The 26,739-nt window shown below is 35.9% G+C and carries 28 protein-coding genes, 1 pseudogene and 1 other annotated feature; of the genes and pseudogenes, 21 read left to right on the top strand and 8 right to left on the bottom strand.

The window, feature by feature from the left end; genetic code table 11:
• Positions 1–48 precede the first annotated feature (48 nt).
• Positions 49–834: a GNAT family N-acetyltransferase gene (locus LRP84_RS17375; RefSeq protein ID WP_230576216.1), complete on the bottom strand. Its 786-nt coding sequence runs from the start codon at positions 832–834 to the stop codon at positions 49–51.
• A 135-nt stretch (positions 835–969) separates the two neighbouring features.
• Here LRP84_RS17375 and ytfJ point away from each other — a divergent pair, with 135 nt between their 5' ends.
• The 5 genes from ytfJ (at position 970) to LRP84_RS17350 (ending at position 4,669) form a co-directional block, all read left to right on the top strand.
• Positions 970–1,395, top strand: a complete 426-nt coding sequence (gene ytfJ, locus LRP84_RS17370; RefSeq protein ID WP_230576215.1) for a GerW family sporulation protein — start codon at positions 970–972, stop codon at positions 1,393–1,395.
• Positions 1,396–1,556: 161 nt separating this feature from the next.
• Positions 1,557–2,333: an oxalate:formate antiporter gene (locus LRP84_RS17365; protein WP_230576214.1), complete on the top strand. Its 777-nt coding sequence runs from the start codon at positions 1,557–1,559 to the stop codon at positions 2,331–2,333.
• A gap of 52 nt (positions 2,334–2,385) precedes the next feature.
• Positions 2,386–2,706, top strand: coding sequence for a hypothetical protein (locus tag LRP84_RS17360; RefSeq protein WP_230576213.1), 321 nt, complete (start codon positions 2,386–2,388; stop codon positions 2,704–2,706).
• Positions 2,707–2,778: 72 nt separating this feature from the next.
• Positions 2,779–2,988, top strand: a complete 210-nt coding sequence (locus tag LRP84_RS17355; RefSeq protein ID WP_141525095.1) for a hypothetical protein — start codon at positions 2,779–2,781, stop codon at positions 2,986–2,988.
• Between the two features lie 229 nt (positions 2,989–3,217).
• Positions 3,218–4,669, top strand: a complete 1,452-nt coding sequence (locus LRP84_RS17350; RefSeq protein WP_230576212.1) for an RNA-guided endonuclease InsQ/TnpB family protein — start codon at positions 3,218–3,220, stop codon at positions 4,667–4,669.
• Positions 4,670–4,757: 88 nt separating this feature from the next.
• Here LRP84_RS17350 and LRP84_RS17345 read toward each other — a convergent pair whose 3' ends face one another.
• Positions 4,758–5,285 carry a hypothetical protein gene (locus LRP84_RS17345; protein WP_230576211.1) on the bottom strand — a complete coding sequence of 176 codons (528 nt, stop codon included), beginning with the start codon at positions 5,283–5,285 and terminating at the stop codon, positions 4,758–4,760.
• A 210-nt stretch (positions 5,286–5,495) separates the two neighbouring features.
• Complete coding sequence (locus LRP84_RS17340; protein WP_230576210.1) at positions 5,496–5,834, bottom strand: permease; 339 nt, start codon at positions 5,832–5,834, stop codon at positions 5,496–5,498.
• 210 nt (positions 5,835–6,044) lie between these two features.
• Here LRP84_RS17340 and LRP84_RS17335 point away from each other — a divergent pair, with 210 nt between their 5' ends.
• From LRP84_RS17335 to LRP84_RS17320, 4 genes are all read left to right on the top strand, one after another.
• The gene (locus tag LRP84_RS17335; protein ID WP_230576209.1) at positions 6,045–6,725 is read left to right on the top strand and encodes a class I SAM-dependent methyltransferase; all 681 of its coding nucleotides are present in this window, start codon (positions 6,045–6,047) and stop codon (positions 6,723–6,725) included.
• An 81-nt stretch (positions 6,726–6,806) separates the two neighbouring features.
• Entirely contained in the window at positions 6,807–8,495 is a 1,689-nt protein-coding gene (locus LRP84_RS17330; protein ID WP_302850618.1) for a formate--tetrahydrofolate ligase, read from the top strand.
• A gap of 90 nt (positions 8,496–8,585) precedes the next feature.
• Positions 8,586–9,113, top strand: coding sequence for a hypothetical protein (locus LRP84_RS17325; RefSeq protein WP_230576207.1), 528 nt, complete (start codon positions 8,586–8,588; stop codon positions 9,111–9,113).
• 19 nt (positions 9,114–9,132) lie between these two features.
• Positions 9,133–10,302 (top strand): DEAD/DEAH box helicase, encoded by a 1,170-nt coding sequence (locus LRP84_RS17320; RefSeq protein ID WP_230576206.1) that lies wholly within the window; start codon positions 9,133–9,135, stop codon positions 10,300–10,302.
• Between the two features lie 175 nt (positions 10,303–10,477).
• On the opposite strand, the gene LRP84_RS17315 is transcribed toward LRP84_RS17320, so the two are convergent.
• Positions 10,478–11,449 (bottom strand): MBL fold metallo-hydrolase, encoded by a 972-nt coding sequence (locus LRP84_RS17315; protein ID WP_230576205.1) that lies wholly within the window; start codon positions 11,447–11,449, stop codon positions 10,478–10,480.
• A gap of 93 nt (positions 11,450–11,542) precedes the next feature.
• On the bottom strand, positions 11,543–11,764 hold the full coding sequence (locus LRP84_RS17310) for a DUF3925 family protein (RefSeq protein ID WP_230576204.1): 222 nt from the start codon (positions 11,762–11,764) through the stop codon (positions 11,543–11,545).
• Between the two features lie 208 nt (positions 11,765–11,972).
• Here LRP84_RS17310 and LRP84_RS17305 point away from each other — a divergent pair, with 208 nt between their 5' ends.
• The 3 genes from LRP84_RS17305 to LRP84_RS17295 all read left to right on the top strand — a co-directional run bounded on the left by LRP84_RS17305 (position 11,973) and on the right by LRP84_RS17295 (position 15,348).
• Positions 11,973–12,449 carry a glutathione peroxidase gene (locus LRP84_RS17305; RefSeq protein WP_230576203.1) on the top strand — a complete coding sequence of 159 codons (477 nt, stop codon included), beginning with the start codon at positions 11,973–11,975 and terminating at the stop codon, positions 12,447–12,449.
• 175 nt (positions 12,450–12,624) lie between these two features.
• Positions 12,625–13,113: a hypothetical protein gene (locus tag LRP84_RS17300; protein WP_230576245.1), complete on the top strand. Its 489-nt coding sequence runs from the start codon at positions 12,625–12,627 to the stop codon at positions 13,111–13,113.
• Between the two features lie 312 nt (positions 13,114–13,425).
• Complete coding sequence (locus LRP84_RS17295) at positions 13,426–15,348, top strand: LTA synthase family protein (RefSeq protein WP_230576202.1); 1,923 nt, start codon at positions 13,426–13,428, stop codon at positions 15,346–15,348.
• A 366-nt stretch (positions 15,349–15,714) separates the two neighbouring features.
• Here the strand turns inward: LRP84_RS17295 and LRP84_RS17290 are convergent, their stop codons facing one another.
• Positions 15,715–16,290, bottom strand: coding sequence for a hypothetical protein (locus LRP84_RS17290; protein ID WP_230576201.1), 576 nt, complete (start codon positions 16,288–16,290; stop codon positions 15,715–15,717).
• A gap of 762 nt (positions 16,291–17,052) precedes the next feature.
• Positions 17,053–17,400: pseudogene (locus tag LRP84_RS17285) on the bottom strand (hypothetical protein); the annotation flags it as partial.
• 121 nt (positions 17,401–17,521) lie between these two features.
• Here LRP84_RS17285 and LRP84_RS17280 point away from each other — a divergent pair.
• The 9 genes from LRP84_RS17280 (at position 17,522) to argS (ending at position 26,279) form a co-directional block, all read left to right on the top strand.
• Positions 17,522–18,169 (top strand): HD domain-containing protein, encoded by a 648-nt coding sequence (locus LRP84_RS17280; protein WP_230576200.1) that lies wholly within the window; start codon positions 17,522–17,524, stop codon positions 18,167–18,169.
• Entirely contained in the window at positions 18,166–20,058 is a 1,893-nt protein-coding gene (locus LRP84_RS17275) for an ABC-F family ATP-binding cassette domain-containing protein (protein WP_230576199.1), read from the top strand. Before LRP84_RS17280 ends, LRP84_RS17275 begins: the two co-directional genes overlap by 4 nt.
• Before the next feature lie 75 nt (positions 20,059–20,133).
• Positions 20,134–20,865 carry a Bax inhibitor-1/YccA family protein gene (locus LRP84_RS17270; RefSeq protein ID WP_230576198.1) on the top strand — a complete coding sequence of 244 codons (732 nt, stop codon included), beginning with the start codon at positions 20,134–20,136 and terminating at the stop codon, positions 20,863–20,865.
• A gap of 160 nt (positions 20,866–21,025) precedes the next feature.
• Positions 21,026–21,364 (top strand): single-stranded DNA-binding protein, encoded by a 339-nt coding sequence (locus LRP84_RS17265; RefSeq protein ID WP_230576197.1) that lies wholly within the window; start codon positions 21,026–21,028, stop codon positions 21,362–21,364.
• A 63-nt stretch (positions 21,365–21,427) separates the two neighbouring features.
• Entirely contained in the window at positions 21,428–22,555 is a 1,128-nt protein-coding gene (locus LRP84_RS17260) for a conserved virulence factor C family protein (protein WP_230576196.1), read from the top strand.
• Between the two features lie 5 nt (positions 22,556–22,560).
• A complete protein-coding gene (locus LRP84_RS17255) occupies positions 22,561–22,944 on the top strand; it encodes a thiol-disulfide oxidoreductase DCC family protein (RefSeq protein ID WP_230576195.1) in 384 nt (127 codons plus the stop codon).
• A gap of 84 nt (positions 22,945–23,028) precedes the next feature.
• A complete protein-coding gene (locus LRP84_RS17250) occupies positions 23,029–23,463 on the top strand; it encodes a BrxA/BrxB family bacilliredoxin (RefSeq protein ID WP_230576194.1) in 435 nt (144 codons plus the stop codon).
• Between the two features lie 45 nt (positions 23,464–23,508).
• A complete protein-coding gene (locus LRP84_RS17245; protein WP_230576193.1) occupies positions 23,509–24,285 on the top strand; it encodes a class I SAM-dependent methyltransferase in 777 nt (258 codons plus the stop codon).
• A gap of 40 nt (positions 24,286–24,325) precedes the next feature.
• Positions 24,326–24,541 (top strand) — a binding site (T-box leader).
• 49 nt (positions 24,542–24,590) lie between these two features.
• On the top strand, positions 24,591–26,279 hold the full coding sequence (argS, locus tag LRP84_RS17240; RefSeq protein WP_230576192.1) for an arginine--tRNA ligase: 1,689 nt from the start codon (positions 24,591–24,593) through the stop codon (positions 26,277–26,279).
• 54 nt (positions 26,280–26,333) lie between these two features.
• On the opposite strand, the gene LRP84_RS17235 is transcribed toward argS, so the two are convergent.
• Positions 26,334–26,739: HAD-IA family hydrolase (locus LRP84_RS17235; RefSeq protein WP_230576191.1), on the bottom strand; the 406-nt coding region annotated here is incomplete at its 5' end.

The following is a 26,739-nucleotide window of genomic DNA, read 5'->3' as shown; positions in this document are numbered from 1 at the left end:
TGCCATCAATAGGAAATGGAAATGTTCTATGTTGATGGCAGTTTCACTTTAGCGATACATTGTCCAAGTTCCAATATCTTCAAATCCTAAACGTTTATAAATCCGTCCAGCAGCAGGGTTGCTGTAAAATAAACAAAGTGTTCTTCTTTCAGCGATAAAATCTTGAATCATTTTACTTATGATTTGAGAAGCATACCCTTTTCCGCGGTGATTTGGATGTGTGCATACACCGATAACCATAGCAGATAATGAATTTTCTGCAGATGTGGACGCGCACGCAATAATTTCTTCGTTTTCTTCTATATAATATGTCCGTCCGGTGTTTGTTTCAATTGCTTGGCGAAGGAGTTTACCTGCACTGTCTGCTATCTTAAATTCTGTAATTTGTTTTCGTAAATGTATAATACGATCCACATCTTCAACCGTTGCCATTTTTATGTTTTCTTTGTTTATATCTTTTACTAATTGTTTCTCGGTTGTACATTCACAAAAGTATGTCTGCAGTTTTTTACCAAGGTTTAGGTTATCGAGATTTTCAAACTGTTCTACGACCTCTGATTTTCCAGAGAGTTTAATGTAGTCATGGTTAGTAAATTGGTCAATAAACGCTTCTGGCTGGAATGAAGCCTCAGCATAGGCAATAAAGGAATCATGGAATCTCAATAGAACAGCTTGTAATTCATTTTCTATCGTAAACTGTCCCCATAGTTCTTGAAAATCCTGATCATATCCAAATGCCTCAATATCACCAATTAAGAATAGGTTGAATGCAGCTTCTTTCTTTAAAAAAGAAAGTACTTGTTCATGGTCTTGTTCGGTTAGTTTTCGAATCATTTTTGCTGAATCTCCTTTTATTTGTATTTTCTAAATATTAGTACTTATAATTTTGGAAATCAATAAAAAATTTTATGTTTAGTTCACAATGTTTAGGAAAAACTAGGAAGGATATGAAAAAGGAGGTTATGAACGGTGGATCATCCAATTCAAGGGCTGATGAAAGCAGCTATGGAAAATTTAAAAGAAATGGTTGACGTGAATACAATTGTCGGTGAGCCTGTTCAAACAGCAGATGGCGGTGTTGTTTTAACTGTTTCAAAAGTAGCATTTGGTTTTGGTGCAGGTGGATCAGATTTTTCCACAAATGACGTACAAAAGGCACAAGGTCATCCCGCATTTGGCGGTGGTAGTGCTGGTGGGGTTTCTATTACACCGGTTGCCTTTCTTGTTGTGAATAAGGATGGTGTAAATATTCTTCATTTGCAAAATGCAACGCACTTGGCAGAGAAAGTAATCGAACTTGCACCGCAAACAATTGATAAGATTCAGTCGATCTTTCAAAATAATAAAAAACAGGATAGTTCGCATTATCCACAAAATCCAGATGAAATTGCATAAAAAATGCCTGTTTATAAGCAGGCATTTTTTCTTGTAACGGTGATGTAATAAAACTCATAAAAATGTAAATAGTTTTTATAGTTTTTTCTATGTTTCTAAAAATTTTCGTGATAAAATATCCTATAGTATTGAAACATATAAAACGAAGGTGGCTAGGTGCTTTGTCTGGAGGATCTGACCAAATCAAAAATATGATTTATATTAATGGTAATCGTCGCAATCATTGTTTTATCACATCTGGAATTACGTTTGAGGAATTTGCAAGCAATATTCCTTCGCCGCTTCATCAAGTTCTGCTTTTAAAGCATAGTTTTGAATGGGCGGATTTTCATTATCATACTTTATTTGAATATGCAGAGGAAGAGAGTATACATAAATTAATTGCAGCAGATGTTGAGAAGTTTGAAGAATTTTGCTGGGTTGATTTTGATGATGTAAATGACTTGGATGAATTGGAGCCAAAAGAAATTGCAGAATTACTCTATTTGGCACACAAAAAGGAACCGCTTGGGAAGGCCTTTTTCCCACTTTTGAAAAATAGATTCGTTTATCTTTCTCATGATGATGGCTGGTACAATAAGGTATATTACCGAAGAATGCCGGACTTTGTTGGAATGCTTACTAAGGTAATTCCGTATAAACTTGGCTCATTTGGAAAAAAACGATTCACATTCTTTCAAAAATCGAAAATTTATCCGGCAATTTCAAAAGAGGTTATTCTCGAACTTTTGCCATTTATGGAAGATGGTTTATACCTGGACTTAGCAGGAAAAATAGAATCAAGGCGTGGTTTAGAGATTCCTGTTTATGTCATCGGCTCATATGAAAGTACAAATGAAGTTCTAGATGGTTTAGAAGATTTGAAAAGTGAAGCTTCTAAAACGGGATGGCTTATCTTTGATAAGAAAGAACAAGAGTGGCAGTGGATAATGGACTAAGGGAACTTGACGATAGGAGTCAAGTTTTCTTTCTTTTTTGAAAGGAGATAAAATGGGGAAGACTTTCACAATAATAGGTATTAGTAGTATTATATTTGTAGCAATTTTATTATTAACTTGTCCGAAAGAAGCAGACTTTCAAAAACATTTAGCAGATGAATATTCAATTGTGTGTAGTGAAATGAGTTTTAATTGTACGCAGCAAAAAGATAATAAAGAAGAGAAACTAGAGTTTGTTAGTAGTGATGTTCGAAACGGCGTATTCTTTATGAAAATAGAACAAACCTTTCAAACAGAAACAGGAAAAAAGAAGACGTATAGTGCCATTGGAATATTGGGGATGTTCCTCTTTTCCTCCGAAAAGACTTTCTAATATTTAGAAGGTCTTTTTTTTATACTCTCCCTCATATAGTTATGGTAAGACAGGCTTGGGGAGGAGAGTATTTTGAAAAAGACTTGTATGGTTTGCGGAGGAGAAGAATTTTTTTCGTCCACCTTATATGCTCGTACAAAACAAGATTGGGCGTATGCGCCGAATATGTATCGTTTTGAAAAAGTATTTATTGAACAGCGAGATGAGGAGAACTATCCTGTATTTCAAGAAATTACTGCTTATCATTGCAGTGGTTGCGGTTATGTGATGTTATTTCGTTAATAAGCAAAGGGATAAAATAAATGCATCCATTCAACAATTGTGAGTGGATGCATTTATTTTATCGAAAAATTGGCAAGAAAACTCCATCTTCAAAACGTGTAGGGCATAGCCCAGTTTAAGGTGGAGATGAATTGCCATCGCATTTGTAAAAATATTTTCGCAGCATGGCGAATATATGTTCCTTTTGACTACTTTGTAGTATCATGAAGGAAAGAAGGAGGTGAACATGATGACAAAAGAAAAAGAATATGCAACCTATCAAATTTGGATCAAGAAAGGTCATAAATTATACTCTTACTTCCTAAAAATGTGTCAAAACGCAAAAAATCTCTACAATACAACAAACTTCTATATTCGCCAAGTGTATACGGCCTTACGTACGAATCAACCATTACAGCCCCTTCAGCAAGAAGTCCTTCATACATTACAAACACAGATTGAAATCATGAACGAAAATCAACTTCGTGCGTACCAAAAACGTGTGCAAAAACAGAAAGCAAAACCTGTTAAAGAACAAAAAGAAATGAAATGTAACTTGTTTACATTACCGACAAAAGAGAAATCGTTTCTATCCTATAACTTTCTAGATTGTTTGTTTAAAACAATGAAACAACAAGATTATATGAATTTACCAGCTCAAATGAATCAAGCAGTCATGAAGAAGTTGTATCAAAATTGGAAGTCATTCTTCACTTCTATGAAAGCATATCAGAAACATCCTTCCACTTTTACTGGCAGACCTCGCATTCCCAAATATATGAAATCATCTATGAAAGAAATTGTTTTCACGAATCAAGTGTGTAAACTCCAAGATAAATACATTCGTTTTCCAAAAACAAACATAAAATTAAATATCGGTAAATTGTTCGGATATATCGAAAATCTAAAAGAGGTACGTGTTTCTCCTGCTTACGGGAAGTTTAAAGTGGAAATCGTGACAGGAAAATCTGAGCCAGCGCCTGAGCATGTAGATAACAATCGCTATATGAGTATTGATTTAGGGATTCATAACATTGCAACCATCGTAACGAATACAGGAACCATACCTGTGTTAGTAAAGGGCAATGTGATCAAAAGCATCAATCAATATTACAACAAGCAAAGGGCTCGTTTACTTGGTATTCTTCGTCATGGAAAAGAACCAAAAGAAGGACCACATACATCAAACCGCTTAGAGAGGCTTCATGAGAAACGGTTTCTCAAGATAAAAGATCTCTTTCACAAAATGAGTTATCATATTGTCCAGCTGGCGATTCAACAGGAGATTTCTGTGATTGTGATTGGGAAAAATATAGCATGGAAACAAAACAGTGAGATGGGGAAAAAACAGAATCAATCCTTCTGCCATATTCCACATAATCTACTTATTGAAATGATCACTTATAAGGCGAATCGACAGGGAATAATGGTACCAGTCGTGGAAGAATCGTATACAAGCAAGGCATCCTTTCTAGACAATGATGCGATTCCCACTTACGGTGAGGAAGACATTCCTATATTTAGTGGAAAACGGATTACACGTGGCTTGTATCGTACGAAAGAGAACAAACTACTGAACGCAGATGTGAATGCTTCCTATAACATCTTAAAAAAAGCAGTTCCAAAGGCGTTTGCCGATGGAATAGAGGGGTTGTGCCATCAGGCAGCTGTGTCAACTCCACTCGTGTTAAGCATCTCTTGAAGGTGATACACGAGAAACCCCCACTTCAAGATCCGAAGGAGATAAGTGGCGGGAGTTTTCATCCTATACGTAAAGGGCAGTTCATTCTTTAAGGGATGAAAAGTTTAGGTCCATCATCAGAAAATTGTTGTTTTGAGTTGAAAACTTTGGAATGTGCTCCTATCTGGTCACTATTCATTCCTTTGTTTAATCCTATAGCATCTTTTGAGCAACCAATTGAAATTTGTTGTTTCGTATTGGAATTTTCAATTGCCGAATTTGTACCACTTGTACTGTATGTGCCACCACCGCTTGCTACTTGAGTAGCAGATGAATTAGAATCGTTCTCTCCTGCATAATTAATCTGATTATTAATAATAATGATGATTTCTTCTTCTGCACAGCATGTTTTATGGTTTTCATGTGATTCGTACTGGGTGCCTTCCATGCCTTCATTTTTTGCTTTTCCTTCAGCACTGCTTCGACCTGCGCCACTTGCTAGTTGTGTAGTATTTGGTGCATTAGTGAATTGGTTGTTAATAACAATTACAACTTTTAGCTTCTCATGTATAGACCGTTCAACGATAGTTTTTTGTCCGTCTAACTCAGCAGAGGCATCTACTTGTTTATTTTCCAAACTGCTATAACAACTCCTTTTTTAATAAATTATATGTAACCTGAGGGCATCTGAAATGGACAATCCTCTAAGTTTAGAATGAATAATTTACTCAGTTATAAAACGCAATAATGAAGGTGATAGATTTGCAAGCTAAAAAAGAAGTGAAGATTCACTCCTTTTTTAGTTTGCAAATATTTTTTGTTTTAGTTCTTTATAAGAAAGCGCCTTTTAAAAGGCTGATAAGAAGAGAGGATATAATAAACTGAAAAGTAGAGAAAATCCTCCAAAGCCAATAGCTGTATATCCAAGTGTTTTTGCTTCATAACGAACAGCGAGAAGCCCAATTAAGATGGAAAGAGATCCAAATGTAATAGGATAGAAAGCAATTGAAAATAAAGAGAGAAATAATGCGATGTACCCAACAATTGTACCAATGTCTGTTCTGTCTTCTTCTTTATCGATTTCTTTACGACGACGTCTAATTGGAAGGCGCTGAGGGGTGATTTCTACCGCATATTCTTCCTGTTTTTCTCCGCTTTTTAAATGATGCGTTCGTTTCTTTGGCAATGAATAGCCCTCTCTTTCGATTTAGGGTATGTTTAGTATTTTTTATAAAGAAAAAAAGCATGCCTGTTATTTATATCCAAACAAATAAAAAATGGAGAAAGTGATTGTCCATTGCTATGTTATCCATCTCTCCTTAAGAATAAACAGGAATAATGTAAAATGATGTAGAATGACTTTTAAATAGATGTAAAATGTAAAGGTGGGACAATAATGACAAAATTTAATTGGCATGAAGCAGCGCAGCAGAAATGGGATAATAATGCTGATTTTTGGAATCAAAATAGTCAAGAAATGTGGGATAGTGGCAGCCGTAGTGAAATTATTCCATTTTTCCAAAAATACATACAAAACGGGGCAACTGTTCTTGATGTAGGGTGCGGAGATGGATATGGCACATACAAATTAAATAAAGCTGGTTACAAAGCCTGTGGTATTGATTTATCAGAGCAAATGATTGAAAAAGGAAAAGAGCGCGGTGAGGGTCCTAATTTATCGTTTATAGTAGGAGATCTTACTTCATTACCGTTTCAAGATGAGGAGTTTGCATCAGTTTTAGCAGTAAATTCATTAGAATGGACGGAAGCGCCACTTCAAGCATTGCAAGAAATAAAGCGAGTATTAGCGCCAGAAGGTTTTGCATGTATTGCCATTTTAGGACCAACAGCAAAGCCACGTGAAAATAGCTATCCACGTCTATATGGAAAAGATGTTATTTGTAATACGATGATGCCGTGGGAATTTCAAAAGCTTGCACAGGAACAAGGGTTCAATTTAATAGATGGAATGGGCGTATATAAGCGTGGCGTAAGCGAAAAGATGATTGGACAACTTCCGCTTGAATTGCAGCAAGCTTTAACATTTATGTGGGTATTTATGTTTCAAAAGAAGTAACTTATAGGAGGATTATAAGTGCAGAAAATACAAAAAACTGATACAATATTTTCAGAAACAATTAAAGGGGGACTAGGGAATATGACAGCAACTACTACAGTAAAATCTGATATTGAAATTGCACAAGAAGCAAGCATGAAGAGAATCCAAGAGATTGCATCAGAATTAAACATTTTAGAAGAAGAATTAGAGCCATACGGCCATTATAAAGGGAAGTTATCTCTTAATATTTTTAAGCGCTTACAAGAAAAAGAAGATGGAAAAATTGTTTTAGTTACAGCGATTAACCCTACTCCAGCAGGGGAAGGGAAATCAACTGTAACAGTTGGTTTAGGGCAAGCTTTTAATAAAATTGGTAAAAAAGCAGTTATTGCACTTCGTGAACCATCTCTTGGACCAACTATGGGATTAAAAGGCGGTGCAGCGGGCGGTGGTTACTCGCAAGTCGTACCAATGGAAGACATTAACCTTCACTTTACAGGCGATATTCATGCGATTACAACTGCAAATAACGCACTTGCAGCATTTATCGATAACCATATTCAACAAGGAAATGACCTTCGCATCGATACACGTAAAATTGTATGGAAGCGCTGTGTAGATTTAAATGACCGTGCGCTTCGCAATGTTGTAATTGGTCTAGGTGGACCAGTACAAGGTGTACCGCGTGAAGATGGTTTTGATATTACAGTTGCATCTGAAATTATGGCTGTATTCTGTCTAGCGACAGATGTACAAGACTTAAAAGTACGTTTAGCTCGTATTGTTGTAGCCTACAATATGGATAATGAGCCTGTAACAGTAAAAGATTTAGGTGTAGAAGGTGCATTAACACTTCTATTAAAAGATGCATTAAAGCCAAACTTAGTACAAACGTTAGAAAATACACCGGCAATTATTCACGGTGGACCATTTGCCAACATCGCACACGGTTGTAACAGCGTAATTGCAACGACAATGGCAGCTAAACTGGGTGATTATGTGATTACGGAATCTGGTTTTGGTGCAGATTTAGGTGCTGAAAAATTCTTAGACATTAAAGCGCGTGCAGCAGGTATTAAACCAGAAGCAGTTGTCATTGTTGCGACAATTCGTGCTCTTAAAATGCATGGCGGCGTAGCGAAAGATGAGTTAAAAGAAGAAAATGTTGATGCGTTAGCAAAAGGTATGGAAAACTTACAAAAACACGTTGAAACCATTCAAGAATTTGGTGTTCCGTTTGTTATTGCAATCAACAAATTTATTACAGATACAGATGCTGAAGTAGAGTACTTACAAAATTGGTGCGGTGAGCGCGGTTACGAAGTATCATTAACAGAAGTATGGGAAAAAGGTGGTCAAGGCGGTGTTGACCTAGCAGAGAAGGTATTAAAAGTAATTGAAAAAGGTGAAAATAAATACGCACCTTTATATGATTTAGAACTTCCATTAGAAGAAAAAATTCGTACAATTGCTCAAAAAGTATACGGTGCAAAAGATATTGAATTTGCACCAAAAGCTCGCAAGCAATTAACGCAATTTGCGGGAGAAGGATGGGGCAACTTGCCAATTTGTATGGCAAAAACACAGTACTCTCTTTCTGACGATGCGACAAAATTAGGACGTCCATCTGATTTTGTTGTAACAATTCGTGAGTTAAAACCATCTATTGGTGCTGGATTTATCGTAGCGTTAACAGGAACAATGCTAACAATGCCAGGACTTCCGAAGAAACCAGCTGCTCTTCAAATGGACGTAAATGAAGATGGAAAAGCAGTAGGTTTATTCTAAAAGGTTGTATTTCTTCTCTTTTATCGGTAAACTATACGTACATCACGAGGCGCCTTTCGATGGAAAGGCGCTTGTTTTTTGGAGGAATATATGTTTGATCCAACTGCTTTTGAAAATTTAAAAGTTATTGTTGAAGGAGCTGTATATGATTTTGATTTGCATGGTGACATCATTGTAACTGACCGAAAAGATATAATGGATCTAGCGTCGTTTAGTCGTACATATACCATTTCGTTTCAACTGAAAGAATATATAGAGTCACTAGTAGAAGCAACATTTTTATTATCAGTTAATGCAGAAAATTTATCAGGTGAGATATTAGAGGTACCGTATTTTGTGCCTGGCTGTGAAATGAAGCTTTTCTTTGCATTTTCTTTGAAGCATCCAGAAAAAGATTGTCAAGAAATTGAAGCGTTGCTACAATCCATATGGGGAAAAGAACGAATGATTACGCAGCAAATTTCATATGAATATAATAAGCAAGCGATTTCATATCATAATAAGGTAGAAATTTTATTTCAAAAAGTGATTACAGAAGACCATGTTGATGACTTAATAGCTGTTATTTCTCATATGATAGAAACGATGCGAATAATACAACAATTTCTTCAAAAATAGAGATAAAGGAGAAAAAGAAATGATAAAAGATATGCAACCATTTTTGCAACAAGCTTGGGAGAAGGCTGGTTTTAAAGAGTTTACTGAAATCCAAAAGCAAGCTATTCCAACTATTCTAGAAGGACAAGATGTTATTGCTGAATCCCCAACTGGGACAGGTAAAACATTAGCGTATTTATTGCCACTTTTACATAAAATTAATCCTGAAGTGAAACAACCTCAAGTAGTCATTTTAGCACCGACGCGTGAACTTGTGATGCAAATTCATGAAGAAGTGCAAAAGTTTACGGCGGGAACTGATATTTCAGGTGCATCTTTAATTGGCGGCGCGGATATTAAGCGTCAAGTAGAGAAGTTAAAGAAACATCCACGAGTGATCGTTGGATCACCTGGACGTATTTTAGAACTAATCCGCATGAAGAAATTGAAAATGCATGAAGTGAAAACAATTGTATTTGATGAGTTTGATCAAATCGTAAAACAAAAGATGATAGATGCTGTGTCCGATGTAATTAAATCGACAATGCGTGATCGTCAAGTAGTATTCTTCTCTGCAACAATGACAAAAGATGCAGAGGAAGTAGCGCGTGATTTTGCCGTTGAACCGCAATTGATTCGCGTAAAACGTACGGAAACGAAGAGTCTTGTTGAGCATACGTATATCGTTTGCGAGCGTCGTGAAAAGAACGAGTATATTAGAAGAATTATGCATACTGGCGATGTAAAAGCAGTTGCCTTTTTAAATGATCCATTCCGTTTAGATGAAATTGCTGAAAAATTGAAATTCCGTAAGATGAAAGCAGCAGCTCTTCATGCAGAAGCAAACAAACAAGAACGTGAAGCAACGATGCGCGCATTCCGTCAAGGAAAAGTAGAAATCTTATTAGCGACAGATATTGCGGCACGCGGATTAGATATTGATGATTTAACACATGTTATTCATTTAGAATTACCAGATACACTCGATCAATATATTCATCGTTCAGGACGTACAGGACGTATGGGTAAAGAAGGGACAGTCGTTTCGCTTGTAACACTGCAAGAAGAGAAGAAGTTACTTCAATTTGCGAAGAAGTTAGGTATTCAGTTCAACAAGCAAGAAATGTTTAAAGGATCATTTGTTGAATCGAAACCGAAAGCTCCAAAGAAAAAGAAACCTGCATTTAATGGGAAGAAGAAGCCTAGATAAATAAAAAAGACGCGGCTACGAATATTACGTAGCCGCGTCTTTTTCATTATCATTTAGGTGTAGATTGGTTAGTGGTTAGGAAGAGGTTTTGTACTGAAAAGCCAATGTAAGACACTTTTAATGAAAATTTTAAAATTGTAATCATCAGCGGAAATGAAAAATAATGATGAAAGTTTTACTTTATAGTTGTTTCTGATTGTTCCTGTTTCATCAAATAATCAATAATTCCCATCGCACTAATTTCCATATCAAGTTTCAACAAATCATAAATAGAATGTGTTGCTGGGACGCCTTTTTTCGTAAGGTGCGATGACACTTTTTCCAGCAATAAAGTGGACAGTTGATGGCTTGCTTTTTCAAAGTTTTGTTCTCTTTCAAATACTTGCTTTCCAGTTTCAACAAAAATATGGAGCCAATGTTCTAGCTGAGCGCCGATTTCCGAGACATGAGAAGAGGCACCATAATGACCGAAATAAATGAAATCGACATTCATATTTTGAATGAGGTCTTTTGAAGCTAACATAGCTTCTGGTTGAAACTGTGTAGGTGATGTTGTTGGTAAATAAAGCTCAACACCTAGTTCAGCTAATTGACGGTAGTAAATACCAATCGTATCACCTGTAAATATACCATTTGTTAAGGAATCATGAATGCTAATGTGATGCTTTGCATGGCCAGGTGTATCATAGAATGTAAGCGTTCGATCTTTTGCGATATTCAGTGTTTCACCATCTTGCACGATGTGAACACGTTCTTCTGGAATAGGCAAAATGGGGTGAAAAAGTTTATCAAATGAATCTCCGTATACAGCTTTTGCACCTTGAATGAGTTTAGTCGGATCAATCATGTGACGAGCGCCTCGAGAATGAACGAATAGCGTTGCGTTGGGGCATTTCTCCATCATTAGGCCAGCAGCACCAGCATGGTCAAGATGAACGTGTGTGACAATAATATTTTTAATATCGACAAGCTGTATATTTAATTGTTGTAATCCATCTAAAAGATAAGGAAGAGAAGGTGCAGCGCACGTTTCAATTATAGTGATTTCATCACCGAGTAAGACATATGTACCTGTACGTTGTTCATGCTGTAAGTCGTAATCGTCGATGATATATAACCGTGAAGATATTTTCTCTACTTTTTTCAAACTTATCACTCCTTATAATTTACTATTCTTTTCTTTTATTATAAAAGAAAAGGCAGAAAACGAAACATCGTTTTCTGCCTTTATGTAATATGTTTAGTTATTTTGTTGTTTGTTAAGAGACATAATAAAGTATCCGACAAGACCACCAATTGCTGGAACAGTAATCATTCCTGCTAGTGTAAAGTATTTGCTTAAGAAAATACCGTTAACATCCATAAACCATCCTAAGACAAGTAACATCATCATGTATAGTACGAAATAAAATTCGCGATTAGAAAGCTTTTCACTTTGTGCAGTTTTCATTATCAACACCATCCTTATTTGTAATAATGGAATTGAAAATGTCACAATTCAGAAGATAAACTGTCACATTTTGTTCACACTTTTATTGTAAAACTTTCCAAGAAAAATGTCTAGTTAGTTGTGACAAATTTTTGAACAAAAATAAGGCGTTCACATTAGACAATACAGAGAAAGCGTCTTATGATGAAAGTGAGAGTTACATGATAGGAGCGAAAAGGACATGAAAATTTATGATTTTTCTGCAAAAACAATAACAGGGGAAGAAAAGTCATTACGTGATTATGAAGGAAAAGTAGTGTTAATTGTGAATGTTGCCAGTAAATGTGGTTTTACACCACAATATAAAGGATTGCAAGCTTTGTATGAAAAATATAAGGAGCAAGGTTTTGAAATACTCGGATTCCCATGTAATCAATTTGGAGGTCAAGAGCCAGGCACAGAAGATGAAATTACGAGTTTTTGTGAACTAAATTATGGTGTGACGTTCCCGATGTTCGCAAAAATAGATGTAAAAGGGAATAACACGCATCCGTTATTTCACTATTTAACGGAGCAAGCGCCAGGGCTATTAGGGATGAAAGCGGTAAAGTGGAATTTTACGAAATTTTTAGTGGGGCGTGACGGCGAGGTAGTGAAGCGTTTTGCACCTAAGACGAAACCAGAGCAGCTAGAAATGGAGATCGAAAAGGAAATATAGAGAAAAGAGGCCGATATAGAAGAGCCTCTTTTTTTGTTAGCTACCTTTTAAAACATAGATAGCAGAGAAGAATTTTCATTGATAATAGGAGCATTCGAAAATAATATAGTAGTATAAGGATGTAGGGGGAAATAGTTTGAGAAAATTTATTTTTACTATAGGATGTTTATTTATTATGTTAGCTGGTTGCAGTACGAGTAATTATGATGCACACGTTGAAGCGGGCATGAAAGCATTAAAAGATGAGAAGTATAGTGATGCAATTATGTGGTTTGAAAAAGCCAATCAAGAAAAGTCTACAGCTGAAACAAAAACTTATATGAAAGTTGCAAAATGGATGGAACAGGGTTCTACTGCATTAAAAGATGGGGATTATAAACAAACAATTGAAAATGCGAATCAAGTAATATATATGAAAAAAGATGCTACACTTGAAAAAGCTGTAAAGTCCAATGCTGAAGAAATGTTGCAGAAGGCAAAAGATATAGAGAAAAAAGAAGAAACGAGAGATGAAAAAAGAAAGGCAGTAGAGGAGAAAGGTATTGATAAAGCAATTAAAGCGGTAGATAGTGTTGATCAAGTAAGAGAAAAACAGAAGGAAATTGGAGAATCTTTAGATAAAGCTGAAAAAGTAAAAGAAAAAATAGAAGCAAAGAAAAACTGACATGCAGAAACACCGAAGGCGCAAGAAACAAAGAATAAACAAAATGATTAACCATTTGTTTTAAATGTTCATAGTGATTTTTCATAATGATGTTAACAGTTAGAAAGGCAAATTGAAGGAATTATGATAAAATAGAGGCTTCTAATAGAAGGGCTTCTTTTTTGTATATTAATTTAATAAAAAAAAGAAAAAGTTCACACGAAATACAAAAGTATTCGATACAATGTCTCGGTGAGAAAGAAGCCATAAATACATGAAGAGATATTCTATGTGTTCATTCAACAAATGTTCTAGTCAGAAAGGGAGAGAGAGATGAAGGAAGCGTTAAAAAAACAATTTCAAAATATGCGTTTTATTTTGTTAACCGCTATTTTGATATGGTTAAAAACATATATTGTTACGCGATTTAGTTTTGATTTGAAGATAGAATCTCCTATGCAGGAATTCATTCTATTTATTAGTCCGTTAGCATCTTCTTTGGTGTTAATTGGGCTTGCATTATTTGCGAAGGGACCAAAAAGGAATTATATAGCTATCATTATCGACATTATTATGACCATTATCCTCATTGGTAATGTAATGTTTTATGGTTTTTATAATGATTTTGTTACACTTCCAGTGTTAACGCAAACGTCGAATATGGACGGATTAGGATCTAGTATAAAAGCTTTGTTAGACATTAAGTTTTTATTAATGTTCGCGGATGTTATCTTTTTATTTTACCTTGCTAAAAAGAAGCCTAAATTTGCAAAAACAGAGCGTATTTCTGGCTCTATGAAGTCGCTATACTTTTTAATCAGCATTGCTATTTTTATGGTAAACCTTGGTTTGGCAGAAAAGGAACGTCCGGAATTATTAACTCGTTCATTTGACCGCGTTATGATTGTGAAAAATCTTGGGATATATTTTCATCAATTATATGATTTTGGATTACAAGTAAAGACAAGCTCACAAAAAGTATTTGCTGATGGAAGTAAAATTCAAGAAGCAGAGAATTATATGAAAACAGTGGAGACAAAACCTGATCCAAATATGTATGGTATGGCAAAAGGAAAGAACGTCATTGTTGTTTCTTTAGAATCAACGCAGTCCTTTTTAATTGATTCTAAAGTAAATGGTCAAGAAGTTACACCTTTCTTAAATCAATTTAAAAAAGAAAGTTATTATTTCGAAAACTTTTATCATCAGACAGGACAAGGGAAAACATCGGATGCAGAGTTTATGATTGATAATTCATTATATCCATTAGATCGTGGTTCTGTATTCTTTACGAATGCTGGAAATGAGTATATGGCAACTCCGGAAATTTTACATCAACAAGGCTATTATACAGCTGTATTCCATGCGAATAATGCTACGTTCTGGAATCGTAATGTGATGTATCCGTCCTTAGGATATGATCGCTACTATAATGAATTGGATTATAACGTTACACCAGAGAATAAAATAGGATGGGGATTGAAGGATAAAGAATTTTTTGATCAATCTGTGGATAAATTACAAAATATTGAACAGCCGTTCTATGCTCGTTTTCTTACATTAACGAACCATTTTCCATTTACGTATGATGACAGTATAAAAATGATTGAACCATTTAATTCAGGTGACGAAACATTAGATAACTATTTTGTTACAGCGCGCTATGAAGATGAAGCTTTAAAAGAATTTATTCAACGTTTAAAAGACACTGGAATATATGACAACTCAGTTATCGTTTTCTACGGTGATCACTATGGTATTTCAGACAACCATAATCGTGCGATGGCACAATACTTAGGGAAAAATGAAATTACTCCATATGATCACATGCAGTTACAACGTACACCATTATTTATTCATGTTCCAGGTCAAACAGAAGGAAAAACAATGACTGCTCCTGCTGGTGAAGTTGACGTGAAACCGACGATTCTTCACTTATTAGGAGTTGATACTTCTAAGGATATTGAGTTTGGTCATGATTTATTTTCACCAGAGCGAGAACCGTTCGTTGTAGAACGTGATGGAAGCTTTATTACAGACAAATATATTTATTACAATAACACATTCTACGATCGTAAAAGTGGTCAAGTCGTTCAAGTACCAGAACAAGAGGCAAAAGCACTTATTAATCGGGCACAGACAGAATTGAAAATGTCCGATAGTATTATTCAAGGTGACTTGTTACGTTTCTCAGATGCGAATAAAGTGAAATCAGGAACAATCAAAACAGCTATTAAAGATGATAAGAAAGAATAATGAAAACCCGGTGTCTGAAAAAGGCATCGGGTTTTTGCTATAGATGTTATTACTATGTTACGCAGAAATATAAAAGGACTAAAACATTTCTATAATAAGGTCTCTTGGTACTCTTGTTTAAGAAGGCGGGCAAAGAAGAGTTCAACATAATATATACGTGTCCTAGATGAAAATACAAGAAGATACAACAAAAATTTTGTATGGCTATAGAAGATTCATAAAAAGGAGTACCATAGATAGGTACTCCTTCAAGAATATACATTGATGTTTTTGAGTTAATTATAGCTAATAAAAAGAAATTGGATTTTTCCTACTATCTTATAAGAGATAGAAAGTTTGCTTGTTCTTGTTTGATTAGGGATATGTTTAATGAAATTGTTGTTGGGTTGAATAATTGTCTTGCTGATTATTCATTTGCCCTTGTTGACCGCCCATTTGTTGAGCTGGCTGATTACTCATTTGGCCTTGTTGGCCGCCCATTTGTTGAGCTGGCTGATTACTCATTTGCCCTTGTTGACCGCCCATTTGCTGGCCTTGCTGGTTACTCATTTGGCCTTGTTGACCACCCATTTGTTTGATTTGTTGTTGAGCTTGAGAAATTGCTTGGTTCATTTGACCTAATGTTTGATTAGATTGAAGGTATTGCAGACCTTGGTTTAAAGTTTGAATCGCTTGTTGAATAGTTTGCTGTAATTGTTGATCAGCTTGTTGCATCTGTTGTTGAGACTGTTGGCTAAATTGTTGAAGCTGTTGCATTAATTGATTAGCTTGTTGTAATCCTTGTTGTGGCTGTTGACTTTGTTGTTGTGTTTGAGATCTTTGGGATAGAGCTTGTTGTAAATGCTGAATTTGATTTCTCAGATTAGTTAACTCTTCAGCTACTTCTAAATCTGCTGCTTTACGTGCTATAGCCTCAACCTTTTTTTCTGTTCGTTTGTCCATTTTTAGTCCTCCTTTTGTATTCACATTGTAGTGAAGAACATTTTTTATAATGTACAAAAGTTAGCTTTTAATACTAAATAAAATTTCAGGTGGATAAAAGTAGAGGAAATACATGAACTGTAAACAGGACAAGCATTTCTGCTTATCCTGTCAGATTGAAAATAATTCAAGTAGTGTTAAGTAATTCTCAAATGATTCATATTGTTAAAAGGACTCTTGGATAGTGTAGGTAAAATGAAATGGATTATACAAAAAACAACAGATAACTTAAAATTTTGTCGATTATAACAGCGTTTGGTTAACGGAGGAGAGTTTGTTAGAAAGGTATTGAGATTTTCGATACAAGTAGTTTTTAGAAGTATGTAAAAAATTGTTCTATCTTATCTAAAAAGAGGCAGGAAAAAATGAATTGCCTGTCATTTGGTACAATGAGTAAGCTGTTATAACTAATCGCTTACTCATTGCAAGAAGAGTGAAGCCGCTAGTTCGAACGGCTTATGGATAGAGTGTACAGTTTTTTCTAAAAATATGTGAAAAAAATTAAAGTTCTAGTTTTATTAATATTAAATAGCGCTATATAAAGGCTTTTTCTTTAGGTTCTGGGATCAAATTTTGCTCATGAACAATATAAAAATATGCAGAAAATGTGAAAAAGATTTTTGTGATAAAATAGATTATAGAAAAACAAAAAGCACCAAAATCCCTGTAATACAAGGTCACTTGGCACTTTCATCGTTTGTATGTTTTACAAAATGAATAGTTTTAAAACTGTTCATTTTTTTCCCAAGATTCAACGATATAATGAGCAACTGTCGGGTTTACACCGCGGCCAATTAAGTACGTGATCGCCGCAATTTCAGTCATGGCGTGTGCTACGGAAGTATGTTTTGCTTCATTTACACCGTAGTCTACCCAAGGTTTTACAAGGCTTAATACAGGTTGTTTTAAGTGTTGAAATTGTGAAACATATTGTTGGATTTGTTGTTGTGTTGGTTCTGTTGGCGTTGCAGGGCTGGATTGAGGGACACGTGAATCATAATAATACTGTTGGTGTGGTTGTTGCTCATAGTTTGATTGATAGTATGGTTGCTGTGGATAGGGCTGTTGCGGGTTATAAAACATTTTTTTTCCTCCTCCATGATACTAGTTACAACATATAGTATGGGCGGATGAGAAAATGTGTGATGAAAAAATGAGGGCGTGTTACAATAATAAATTGGGTGAAGATATTATGAAAAAACAAGAACAAATTGAAAAAACGATTACATTTGTAAAAGACATACTAGAAAAAGATGCAAGCGGACATGACTGGTACCATATTGAGCGTGTACATAAATTAGCGATTGCATTATCTGAGAAGGAAGGCGGGCAGCGCTTTGTTATTGAAATGGCAGCTTTGCTTCACGACGTCGCAGATGAGAAGTTAAATGAAAGTGAAGAAGCTGGTATGAAGAAAGTAACAGATTGGCTTGAACAATTAGAGATTATACAAGAGGATGTAGATCATATTGTTCATATTATTGCCAATATGTCTTATAAAGGTGGACACGGCGGAACTGTGGCAACGTTAGAAGGAAAAATTGTACAAGACGCTGATCGCCTTGATGCACTTGGGGCAATTGGAATTGCCCGGACATTTGCTTATGGAGGGGCAAAGGGACGTTTAATGTATGATCCAAAAATTCCACCGCGTGAAGTGATGACGAAGGAAGAATATCGAAAAAGTGATGAACCATCGTTAAATCATTTTTATGAAAAACTGTTAAAGTTGAAAGATTTAATGAATACAGCTGCAGCGAAAGAAGAGGCGGAAGAACGTCATCGCTATATGGAGCAATTTATTGACCAATTTATGAAAGAGTGGAATGCACAAATATGAGAATGTTAACAGTCGAAAATGTATCCAAATCATATGGAGAGAAACCGTTATTTAATGGTCTATCTTTTAGTATTGCTGAAGGGCAGCGTGCTGGTATCATCGGTGTAAATGGAACTGGTAAATCAACATTATTAAAAATTATTGCAGGTGTAGAAATTCCAGATACAGGAGAAATGACACATACGCGTGGTTATACGATTAGTTATTTATCACAGCAACCGGATTTTAAAGAAAATTTAACTGTACTTGAGCAAGTGTTCCATGGCGATACACCGTTAATTCGTCTTCTTCGTGAGTATGAGCAAACATTATTGAACTTAGAAAAAAATCCAACAAATGAAAAAGCGCAGGAAGCATTATTTGCAGTGCAGCAGCGTATGGATGCAATGAATGCTTGGGAAGCAAATGCAAATGCAAAATCGTTGTTAACAAAGCTTGGTATTACTGATTTTTCTGCGGCAGTAGGAAATTTATCAGGCGGACAGAAAAAACGTGTTGCGATGGCGCAATGTTTTATTCAAACACCAGATTTATTAATTTTAGATGAGCCGACGAACCATCTCGATCATGAAACAGTAGAATGGCTAGAAGAATATTTATCACGTTACACAGGTTCCGTCTTACTTGTTACGCATGATCGTTATTTCTTAAATCGTGTAACGAACCGTATTTTTGAATTAGACAATGGTAAGTTATATAGCTATGAAGGAAATTACGGTGCCTTTTTAGAAGCGAAAGCACTTCGAGAAGAACAAGAAATTGCACAGGAGACAAAGCGTCAAAACTTATATCGCCGTGAACTTGCATGGATTCGCCGCGGTGCAAAGGCTCGTTCTACGAAGCAAAAAGCACGTATTCAGCGTTTTGAAGAGCTGCAAAAGAAAGAAGGACCAACAGCAAAACAAAACGTTGATATTGCACTTGGCGGTAGTAGATTAGGAAAGAAAGTACTTGAATTAAAAGATGTAACAAAAACATTCGGGAATAAAACTGTTCTTCATAATTTCCAATATATTGTGAAACCAGGGGATCGTATCGGTATTATCGGTGCAAATGGTAGCGGGAAATCTTCTCTATTAAATATGCTAGCTGGTAAAATCACACCAGACAGTGGTGAGATTGAAGTAGGACAAACAGTAAAAATCGCATACTATACGCAAGAAAATGAAGATATGAACTTAAATCAGCGTATGATTGAATATATTAAAGAAGCAGCTGAAGTCATTCATACGACAGATGGAAAAACAATTAGTGCTTCGCAAATGCTAGAGCGCTTCTTGTTTGAACCGCACACACATGGTACACCGCTTAATAAATTGTCAGGCGGTGAAAGAAGAAGATTGTATTTACTGCGCATTTTAATGGGAGAGCCGAACGTTCTGCTTCTAGATGAGCCGACAAATGATTTAGATACGCAAACATTAACAGTGCTTGAAGATTATTTAGAAGAGTTTCCTGGTGTTGTGATTACCGTATCGCATGATCGATACTTCCTTGATAAAATCGCAGAAGAACTTTTTGTTTTTGAACGTAACGGTCACGTTCGCGTTTTCTTTGGTAGTTATAGCGATTATTTAGATGAGAAAAAAGAACAAGAAGCACTGTTAAAAGCAGAAGTGCAGAAAGAAAAGAAAGTAGAAGAGGCTCCAAAACAGCAAAGGAAACGTAAACTTTCCTATAATGAACAGCGTGAATGGGAAACAATTGAAGATAAGATTGCAGAGTTAGAAGCGAAAATTGAAAGTATTGCAGCAGAATTAGAGAAAGTTGGTGCTGATTATACGAAAGCACAGCAGCTTTCTGAAGAGCAGCAACAAACAGAAGGAGAATTAGAGCAAACAATGGAGCGCTGGAGTGAACTATCTGACATTGTAGAAGGGTTAAAATAAGAACAAGCTGCATATGTTGAAAAATAAAGGAAAAATATTTACACTATTGGTAGAAAATATTTTAGGAGGGAAATCATGCGAACATCTAATCCAATGTTAAAGAAAGAGGCGTTTCGGAAAGAGGGCGTAAGTACTTCAGCGATGACAATCGGTGGTACAGTTGGTAAAACGTTTATTATGCTCATATTGTTATTAGGAACGTCTGTGTACGCATACACGCAGATGATAGAAAATAAGATGCAACCACCAGTATTAATTGGTGCTTTAATTATAGCGGCGATTGTAGCGCTTGCTTCGGTATTCGTACCGCGTATTTCACCAATTACAGCACCGATTTATGCAGCTGTGGAAGGGATTGTATTAGGAAGTATTTCTGCTATGTATACAATACGTTTTGGTGATTATATCATTTTACATGCAGTGTTACTAACCATTTCTATTTTACTAGCAATGTTAGTGTTATATGCAACGCGTGCTGTGAAAGTAACGGATAAGTTCCGTACAGGTGTTATGGCAGCAACGCTTGGGATTATGATTATGTATTTAATCGTTTTAGTTCTACAATTATTTGGCGTGGCAGTACCATTCTTACATCAAGGTGGAACAATTGGCATGATCGTTAGTGCAGTTGTGATTGTTGTTGCCGCGTTAAACTTAATGCTAGACTTTGATTTCATTGAAGGCGGTGCGCGCGGCGGTGCGCCGAAGTATATGGAGTGGTACGGCGCATTAGGATTAATGATGACATTAGTTTGGTTATACCTAGAAATTTTACGCTTCGTTTCTTATTTTGTAAAAAATGATTAACGTACTGAAATCCTGCATGTTTGTATCATGCAGGATTTTTTTTGCAATTTTATAGAGATAAAGATGAGTTTTTTTTATACAAAAATATCTTTTTACATTTTTTACTATATGATTCGTTTTTTCTACAATAAAGAAAAAACGAAGAGGTGAAACAAATCGTATGATGAATCGAGTTGTGTTAATTGGCAGGTTAACAAAAGATCCAGACTTATACTATACAAAGCAAGGGATTGCTTATGCACGTCTTTGCGTAGCGGTAAATAGAGGATTTCGTAACAGTTTAGGGGAGCAGCAAGCAGATTTCATTAACTGTATGATTTGGCGAAAATCAGCGGAAAATGTAACGATGTACTGCAAAAAAGGAGCACTTGTTGGTATAATCGGACATATTCATACGAGTCAATACAATAATGAGAGCGGAAAAAGAATATATAGAACAGAAGTTGTTATTGAAAGACTTACTTTTTTAGAGAAGAAAAAAGAGCAAGCACCGCAGTAGGAGTCTCATTTCAGAACATGTTACAATACAGCTAAGAACAGCAATAAAGGAGAGACAATATTCGTGAAGATTAAAGGAATTGAACCGACACCAAGTCCAAATACAATGAAGGTTATTTTAAACGAAGTATTACCAGCAGGGGCACGTAATAATTACACACGTGATAATATAATAGACGCTCCAGAGAGAGTGCAGCAAATTTTACACATTGAAGGTGTAAAAGGTGTATATCATGTAGCGGATTTTTTGGCGGTAGAGCGTAATGCGAAATATGACTGGAAACATATTTTACAGCAAGTTCGTGCAGTATTTGGGGAAGAAGTCGCAGCAGAGAGCGAGCAAGAACAAAATGCCCATTTTGGAGAAGTGAAAGTGTTCATTCAAATGTTCTTTACAATCCCAATGCAAGTGAAACTAACAGATGGTACAACTGAGGAACGCGTAGGATTGCCAGATCGCTTTAAAGAAGCGATTATGAAAGTGCAAATGTCAGCGCCAAATGTTGTAAAAGAACGTAAGTGGGTTGAGCAAAGTACACGCTACGGTGACTTTGAAGACATCGGGAAAGAAGTTGTGGAAGAGATTGTTGCGGCATATCCAGCTGATCGTGTAGATGCGATTGTACAAGAATTATTACAGCAAGCAGGAGCAAAAGAAGTAACGATTACAAAACGTCAGCCATATAAAGTAACAGAGGAAATGATGAATGATTCTGATTGGACAAAACGTTATGCGGCACTTGAACAAATGGATCCAGCAGAAGAAGATATTCCTGTACTGAAGAAAGCGTTAGAAGATGAAAAAGTATCAATTCGCCGCTTAGCAACAGCTTATTTAGGAATGGTAAAAGGTGATGCCGTATTACCTTTACTATATAAAGCATTACTTGATAAATCAGTAAGCGTACGTCGTACAGCAGGTGACTGCCTATCAGATATCGGTGACCCAGCAGCAATGTTTGTGATGATTAAAGCGTTAAAAGATCCAAGTAAACTTGTACGCTGGCGTGCGGCAATGTTCTTATTTGAAATTGGTGATGAAAGTGCAGTTCCGGCACTTCGCGTAGCACAGGAAGATCGAGAATTTGAGGTAGCGATGCAAGCTCGCTTAGCACTTGAACGTATTGAAGGCGGAGAAGAAGCGAAAGGTTCTGTTTGGAAGCAAATGACGGAGTATCGAAAAGGAGAATAATAGCCATGCTTGTTTTTTATGATAGCTGGTGCCCGATGTGTACAAAGGTTGCAAATCGAACGAAAGAACTAGATAAAAAGGGGAAAATCAAATTTGTCTCTTTTCGCGAAGAAGAGATTGTTCAGCAATATTGCTTATCAGAAGAGATGCAGCAAAATATGGAGAAACAGCTGTATATTTATAAAGATAGTCGTTGGTATAAAGGCATTAGAAGTGTAGATGTTTTAGCGAAAGCGATTCCTGCATACTGGGCAATCGTACCTTTTATTAAATTATCGATTCTTTTTGGATTTGGTCATTTCTTATATGATTATATTGCGACAAAAAGGGAAATTGTCCCCGTTGGGCATTGTAAAAATGGGGTTTGCGAACTTCCGAGGGAAAAATAAGAGAGTCATGATGTTTCTTTTGCGTCTATTATGAGAGCGTGATATGATGAATCTGGAATGAAAGTTGAAGGGGAGATTGGTAATATGACAAATGCATACGAAGAATATATGCGCCAAATGGTAATCCCAATGCGTCAAGAATTAGTACGCGCGGGATTTAAAGAATTAACAACAGCAGAAAATGTGCAAGAATATATGGAAAATGCGGAGGGGACAACATTAGTTGTTGTTAACTCTGTTTGTGGTTGTGCGGCAGGCTTAGCGCGTCCATCAGCTGGTCAAGCGGTTGTACGTTCTGAGAAGCAACCTGACAATCTTGTAACTGTATTTGCAGGTCAAGATAAAGAAGCGACAGCGATGATGCGTTCTTACTTTGATGAGATCCCGCCATCTTCACCATCTATGGCACTATTAAAAGGTAAAGAAGTAGTTCACTTTATTCACCGTCATGAAATTGAAGGTGCAACAATGGAAGAAATTATTAATAACTTAGAACAAGCTTTTGAAAAGCATTGCTAAAAAGGGAGAGATTTTCTCCCTTTTTCTTTGTAATGAGGTGGCAGAATGATTGTAACGACAGCAGGGCGAACAAGTAAAGAGATGACAGCATATGCTGAAAAAATAGCAGCAGATTTACAATGTTCTTTTTTTACGAGAAATGACCATCCTATTTATGAATTACATGATCAATATAAACAAGATGTACTTGTTGCTGGGAAAAATCGTTTAGCCATTTTTCCGCAAGGGACGAAAGAATCGTTCTTTTTCCATCCAAATTCAGCAATGTTTCGCGTGAAGCGATTAATGCGCGGTGAACATGATCCATTTCTGCAAGCTGCTCAGTTAGAAGAAGGGATGACAGTATTAGATTGCACACTTGGTATGGCATCTGATAGCATTGTGGCAAGTTATGCTGTAGGAGAAGCGGGACAAGTTACTGGATTAGAAGGTAATCGCTATATGGCATATTTAATTGAAAAAGGTCTACAGCAATGGAATGCAGGTGTAATAGAAATTAACGAAGCAATGCAGCGAATTACAGTAAAGCATACGGAGCATTTCTCTTTTTTACAACAATGTGAAGATCAAAGCTATGATGTAGTATATTTAGATCCGATGTTTGAAGAAACGGTAATAGAATCAGACGGTATTCGTGGTTTAAAACATTTTGCTCTGTATAACGATATTACGGATGAAACAATTGAACAGGCTAAGCGTGTAGCAAGAAAACGTGTTGTGTTAAAGGATCATTTTCGTAGTACGCGCTTTGAAAAACATAACTTCTTTGTATATAAACGAAAAAGCTCTAAATTTCATTTTGGTGTAATTGAAACTTGCTAATTATTAGACAATATGTATAATAGTCTATAATAAATTGCATAGAAAATCTTAGATGAAGAGAGTAATTATTTTCAGAAGCAATAGCGAGCTAGGGACGGTGAAAGCCTAGTGCAGAGAAAATAATGAAGCGCACTTCGGAGATGCTGCTTGAACGGTATAGTAGAGTAAGCCGGGGGTCCCTAACCTCGTTATAAACGGGAAAGTGGTTCAGTATGAACAACAAGGGTGGTACCACGGGTGTAAACTCGTCTCTTTTTTCGAAAAGAGGCGAGTTTTTTTATGAACAAAAAAGGAGGAAGAAACTGATGGAATATAAAATGAAGTTTGCAAATCGTGTATTCGAAGTATTAGAACCAAGTTTATCATTACAACAAATCGCTGCTTTAATTGAAACGCCAAAGCAAGATGAGTTTGGAGATGCCGCTTTTCCTTGTTTCACATTAGCAAAACAATACAAAAAAGCACCGGCAGTTATTGCAAAGGAATTAGCAGACAAATTATCTCACCCATTTTTTACAAAAGTGGAAGCGGTTGGACCATATGTAAATGTGTTCTTTGATCGTCAAGATGTAAGTAATGAAGTATTATGTAAAATTATGGATGAAAAGGAAGAGTACGGACGTCTGTACTTTGGGCAAGAAAAAACAGTTGTGATTGACTATTCTTCTCCTAATATCGCTAAACCATTTTCGATGGGGCATTTACGTTCTACAATGATTGGAAATGCATTAAAGTATATATGTGAAAAATGTGGGTACGAAGTTGTCGGTATTAACTACGTTGGTGACTGGGGAACGCAGTTTGGAAAACTAATCACTGCTTATAAAAAATGGGGCAATGAAGAGCTTGTAAGAGAAGACACAATTCGTGAGCTATTTAAGTTATACGTACGTTTTCATGAGGAAGTAAAAAAGCATCCAGAGTTAGAAGAAGAAGGACGTGCTTGGTTTAAAAAGTTAGAAGATGGTAATAAAGAAGCGGTATATTTATGGAACTGGTTCCGTCACGAATCTTTAAAAGAGTTTTCTCGTATTTACGAACTGCTTGGCGTAGAATTCTCAAATTTCCAAGGCGAGGCATTCTATAATGATAAAATGGATGATCTTGTTTCGCTTCTAGAAGAACATCACTTATTAGAAGAATCTGACGGGGCACAAGTTGTAAATTTAGAGGCAGAAGGAATGCCGCCATATTTAATTAAAAAGTCAGATGGTGCCACTCTTTATGCAACGCGTGATTTAACAGCTGCATTATATCGCCAAAATACGTATGAATTTGATAAAGCATTATATGTTGTTGGGGAAGAACAAAGCTTGCATTTTTCACAATTCTTCACTGTATTAAAGAAACTAGGATTTGAGTGGGTAGAAGGTATGGCTCACGTTCCGTTCGGACTTATTTTAAAAGATGGTAAGAAAATGTCTACTCGTAAAGGAAGAGTTGTTTTATTAGAAGAAGTGCTAGAAGAAGCAATTATGCTAGCGAAACAAAATATTGAAGAGAAAAATCCGAATTTGAAAAAGAAAGATGAAGTAGCAAGGCAAGTCGGTGTTGGCGCAATTATTTTCCACGATTTGAAAAACGAACGCATGCATAACATTGAATTTTCACTTGAAAATATGTTGAAATTTGAAGGAGAAACAGGACCATACGTACAATACACACATGCACGTACTTGTTCATTATTGAAAAAAAGCGATATCGATATTGAAAAACAAAAATTACAGTTAACTGATGATATAAGCTGGACAGTGATAAAATTGTTAAATCGCTTTCCGCAAGTAATTGAAACAGCTTTTGTAAAATGCGAGCCATCTCATATTGCAAAATATTTACTAGACGTGGCGCAGGCGTTTAATAAATATTATGGTAACGTTCGTATTTTAGAAGAAAATGCAGAAAAAGAAAGTAGACTTGCGCTCGTATATGCGGTGGAAATTGTATTAAAAGAAGGTTTACGTTTGCTTGGGATGAAAGCGCCTGAGGAGATGTAGAAGATGTAAAAGAGAAGGGAATTGAGTGTTTATCAATTTCTTTCTCTTTTTTATTTATTTTTTAAGTATACTTTTAAGCTCCATTAAATTTGAAATCTCATAAGTAGGTTTTAATCCTAATGTATTTACAATTTTATTAGGATTAAACCAGCACGTATCTATACCAAAATTGATCCCGCCTTGTATATCAGAAGTTAAGCTATCTCCTAACATCAATACCTTGCTCTTGTCAGTATGCTTTATATTGTTTAATGCGTGTTCAAATATTCTAGAATCTGGCTTTGATACCTTAACATCCTCAGAGACTACGATATCTTCAAAGTATTTTGCTATAATAGATTTTCGTATTCTATTATCTTGGACATCTTTAAGACCATTGGTAATTATAGAAAGTCTATAGTATTTATGTAGACTTTCTATAAGGTCTATACTCTCATCATATAAAAAAGATGCATTAGAT

It is taken from the genome of Bacillus rhizoplanae (assembly GCF_917563915.1).
GTDB lineage: Bacteria > Bacillota > Bacilli > Bacillales > Bacillaceae_G > Bacillus_A > Bacillus_A rhizoplanae.
The sequence above is the reverse complement of the archived record's forward strand: the minus strand, read 5'-3'. Positions and strand labels throughout refer to the sequence as shown.